The organism is Bacteriovorax sp. DB6_IX, assembly GCF_000447775.1.
Taxonomy (GTDB): Bacteria; Bdellovibrionota; Bacteriovoracia; order Bacteriovoracales; family Bacteriovoracaceae; genus Halobacteriovorax_A.
Genome location: NZ_AUNJ01000092.1, coordinates 1 through 4,500, shown reverse-complemented (window position 1 = coordinate 4,500; position 4,500 = coordinate 1). Strand labels below are relative to the sequence as shown.

The 4,500-nt window shown below is 37.1% G+C and carries 2 protein-coding genes and 1 pseudogene; 2 read left to right on the top strand and 1 reads right to left on the bottom strand.

Going from position 1 to position 4,500, the window contains the following annotated elements:
* A partial coding sequence (locus tag M901_RS03050; protein ID WP_232422502.1) for a bifunctional 2-polyprenyl-6-hydroxyphenol methylase/3-demethylubiquinol 3-O-methyltransferase UbiG occupies window positions 1–505 on the bottom strand: 505 nt, incomplete at its 3' end.
* Between the two features lie 195 nt (window positions 506–700).
* Between M901_RS03050 and M901_RS03045 the strand changes: the two genes are divergently transcribed.
* Window positions 701–1,333: a PilZ domain-containing protein gene (locus M901_RS03045; protein WP_021276702.1), complete on the top strand. Its 633-nt coding sequence runs from the start codon at window positions 701–703 to the stop codon at window positions 1,331–1,333.
* A gap of 108 nt (window positions 1,334–1,441) precedes the next feature.
* Window positions 1,442–4,500: pseudogene (locus M901_RS03040) on the top strand (hypothetical protein); the annotation flags it as partial.

Below are 4,500 nucleotides of genomic sequence, written 5' to 3'. Positions count from 1 at the left end.
TGACTCTCTTTCCATCTAAGACAAATTTTGCACCTACAGGAAAATTCAAATAATCAATTCTAAAACCAAGTTTTAAAACAAGATTTTCTATAAAACGCCCATCAAAGATAATTCGTCGTCCAACCCCTAAAAGATCCTTAATGATATAACCGTCATCCCTACACATAGAATCACTTTTCAAAAGCCCTTTAGAAATCACCATGGTCTCAATAATGATCCTCGCCCCAGGCCTTGCCACTGACTTGAGCTTCAAGAGGTACTCTTGAACACTTTTAAGACTTCCGAGGCAATGTAGAAGATGAGAGTCCACAAATATATCAAATCTTTGATCCATGAGCTCAATATCGCTAACATCTAAACAATAAAAAGGCATTCGTTCTTCATAGACCCTTGCTCTTTGGATTGCCGTCTGTGAGATATCAATCCCCACGAAATTATGGCCATGATCCAGAAATTTTGAAAAAAGTGTCCCCTGACCGCAGCCAATCTCGATCACGTTCAACATAGATTTTTGAGGTTCTTCGAACTCAAGAACTCTCTCAACTAGCTGAAAAAGCGATATTGGCAATATATATTGTCTGTTATTTAAATGAGCTTTTTCGTAAGTTGTGGAAATATTCAAAAAAAACTGCCTAGTTTTAATATATTTTATTTATTCTATAGTATTAGGAGATAATGAATATGCTACTAGGAGTCTTGTATGGAAGCAACTAGCCGATTAGAGACAATAAGTTCCAATATCCATCTCATTATAAAAGAATTTAATGAGACGAAGCGCCCTATCAGTATTCTCACTGATACTAATGAGAGTATTAGCTGTATCGTGGAGTCTTTTAAAGGAGATGGAACATTTCAAATAAAAATCAAAGACAATGCTAAAAAGAAACTCCTTATCCCAAACAAAGAATACTCTGTTGGCTGTGGTGGTAAGGATGGTGAAATCTATAGTTTCATAACGAAATGTCTTGAGGATGGTGCTACTGAAACGACTCTCAGTGTTCCCTCAGAAGTGAAGATTACTGAGCAAAGAACTCATAAACGTATCAATACACTAAATATGAAAAATCCTTATCTGGAGCTTGTTTTAGAAGATGGTGCTCCAGGCCCAATCTATATACTGAACGACCTCTCAAAAGGTGGATTATCATTCTTGGTCCCTAAACACTTAGAAGAAACAGTTAAAATTGGAGATAAAATTCTTGTTAAACGAATGGGAAAACAAGAGTTTACGGATCCACTCATAGGAGTCATCATTCATAAAACACCTTTGGGCCCTAAGAGCTCGACGACTTTCAGAGTTGGTGTACGCTTTTTGGAAACGGCAAATCTCTAAACAGAAAATGTATTTATTACACCATGCGTCATTTTCCATGTAAAAGCGTCTCATCTTTTGGCATTCTTATCGGTAATTATATTTATATGAACCGAGAGAGGATGCGTAATGAAAAAACGAGCTACGGCATTATTGACGACTACCCTAATACTATTTCCACTACTTTCAATGTCTCCAGAGACACATGCAGCAAATCACAGATCATATCAAAGAGATCGTGATATCGTACAAAACTGGAAAAAATACTATAACGGTTCTCCCTCATTTAAATTGAAAAATGACTTTCAAATGAAGAAATTCGACGAAAGAATTTCAAAGGCCGAAGCTAATATTGCAGAAACACAAAAGAATCTTAAGCCATTCAAAGATATTATTTCAGCTGAAAATAAGGCCATCCAAGAAAGAAATAAGAGAAACAAAGAGATTCAAACTGAGACACTTTCTAATAATAAAGAAAGGGTTAAACTTGTCTCAAGAGTAAAATCACTAGAAGACGCAGTTTCAATCACAACTGATGAAGCACAGAAAGTACAGCTACAAAAGCAGCTTGATGAAGCGAGAGCTAAGCTTGCAACTGTTGAAAGTAAGTTAACGGCCCTAGTTCAAGAAGAAGAATCAAATACTGCGAAGAATGCTGAATCAAAGAAAAAGATTGCCCAGGCCAAAGAAAAATCGGCCATCCAAGAAAAGCTTTTAGCAAAGCTACAAGATAATAAAGCAAAAATTGAAAAACAAAAAAGAGAATATAAGAGAACGCTAGTTCTTGAAATTCTTAGACATAACCGTGAAGGGACAAAGCAGGCCATTGTTCACGCGACAGAAGATGCCACAATTCTTGCAAGAGAAGATGGTGAACTTCATGGAATCAGAAATGGTTCAATTGAAGGAGAAAGAATAGGTCGTGAAAGAGGACAAGCAAGAGTTCGCCAAGAGGCCACTCAAGAAGGACGTGGAGTTGGTGAGAGACAGGCCCGTGTTGATGGAGAAGCTAGAGGACGTGATGAAGGTTATATCCAAGGAAATAGAAGAAAGGCCTCAGAAGTTGGTGAGCGCGTTGGTATTGAGCAGGCCATTAACTCTGATGCTAAAATTGTTGGACAAAAACAAGGAATCAACCAGGCCAATACAGATGCTCTAACAAATGGGCAAAACGATGGAAGAAGACTTGGAGAAGAACAGGCCATCTCTGAAAATGAAAAACAAAACCTCAAAAAGAAAGAAATCAATGGATCATTTGTTGGTGCCTTTTCTGAATACAGACCAGACTATCCAACAGGAAGATCAAGAGGAAACCGTTATAACGATAGAAGAACTCATAAGAATGAAATTATGACCAGGGCCTATGGTGACGGGTACAAGTTTACGTATGAAGAAACACATAGAGATGTTTATTTTGATAAATTTGATCAGTATTACCTCTCTTTCAAAGAAGAATATCTTCAAAGAAATATTGAGCTCTTTAGCAATAGAGACTACCCGATTGTAAGACAGAATGCTTTTGAGCAAGCAAGAAATAATGCATATAATGACAACTACGAGAACTTTAGATCTCAAGCAAGGTCACAAGCAGCACAAGACTCATATAATAACCCAGATACATCTTCTGAGGTTTATACAAGTACATACGAATCAGCAAGATCTGGTGCCTACAGTGTAAGATACAATGCCTTAAAAGATGCGGCCTACTCTACAGCATATAAGCAAACTTACGGACCAAGATATGAAGCAGAAAAGGAAATTGCCAGAAGTAATTCAAAGCAATCGACACAAGAGCTCTATAATACTTCAGCCGTCTTAAAGCTTGAAAGTGTCTCTATTAGAGATGCTGGTATTGATAAAGTTGGTGCAGATGACGGAATCATGCAACCTGGAGAGAATAAGACATATACAATTGTCGTTTCAAACTACGGTGCAGTAGCAAAATCAGATGTAAAAGTTATCGTAAATGGAGTTGCCTATCAAATCGCCTCAATTCCAGCGAAGACGACGGCCACAATTAAGGCCGCGGCCAAGGCAAAGGTAACGGGAACATTAAATACTAGAGACAGAGATCAAATTGTCATCGTTTCAACAGCAAAGAATAAAATTGAAGCAAGACACTTTGTTTCAGCAAAAGATGGAATCCTTTCTTCTCAAGTTAAAGACAATGGTATTGTTCAATATCCATTCTCTCTTGATCACCTGTCTTTAGCGGGAGAATTACTTAGAGGTAAAGCGGTTAATTTAAGAGCGAGAGTTGCAAATAACTCGAAGAGAAGTTACGACGGTGTAAGAATCGTTGTTGAATCTGATACAGATGGTGTAATCAAGAAGACTTTTGCTTCATTAAATAACTTCAAAGGATCTAAAACATTAAGTGATGCGGTTCTAAGTGTTACAAAGAAAAGTGATACTTATACACCAATCTCAATTAGCGCCTACCTTGAAAAAAGTGGTGTTGTACTAGGAGAAGCATCAAGAGCTTTAAACGTCTATTCTAAAGAGGCCTTCGATAACTCTAAGAAAACAGTCTTGGTTGTAGACTCTCACGATTCATTAAGAGCGACAAAAGATCTTATCAACAAGCTCGGAGGACTAGAGAATACAGCGATACTTGATACATCTGTTAGAAATGCTAATAACTCAGTTCTCTCTGCTGGACTAAAAGAGAAAGCAGTAGTTATCTCTGCTGAAGGTGATGTTATCAACAAGGTTCGTGAAACACTTAAGAAGTCACAAGATACGGTCCTCGTTGCACTTGAAGGAGCAACATTCCAAAAGCTGACAAATTTAAGTGATATTTATAATAAGAGTACTTATATTCAGTTCAACCTTGCAGGAAGAAATAAAGAAACAGGTGTGAGATTTGCCAATCCAAGACTAAATAAGGGAATTAAATCATCACTTCCAATCATCAGTGCTAGTAGAAATGATTTTGCAACAGAGCTCTCTGTAGCAAAAACTATGGCACAAACAGAAGAGAAGTTAATTGCTCAACTTAATAAAGATATCAAGGAGTCTAACTTCTTCAATGGAAACCAAGAGATAAGATCACTTGTTGAAGGTGCCACAATTAAGACAATTGACGATATTCTTCAAATCAACAAAGAATATGATGAGTCTGTTAAAGTATTTGGTGACAAGAAGATTGCAGATAAGGTTAAAGATGACAAAACTCTATTTCACNA

Coding starts and splice junctions, on each gene's coding strand:
- M901_RS03045 (WP_021276702.1), top strand. CDS start 701: ATGGAAGCAACTAGCCGATTAGAGACAATAAGTTCCAATATCCATCTC.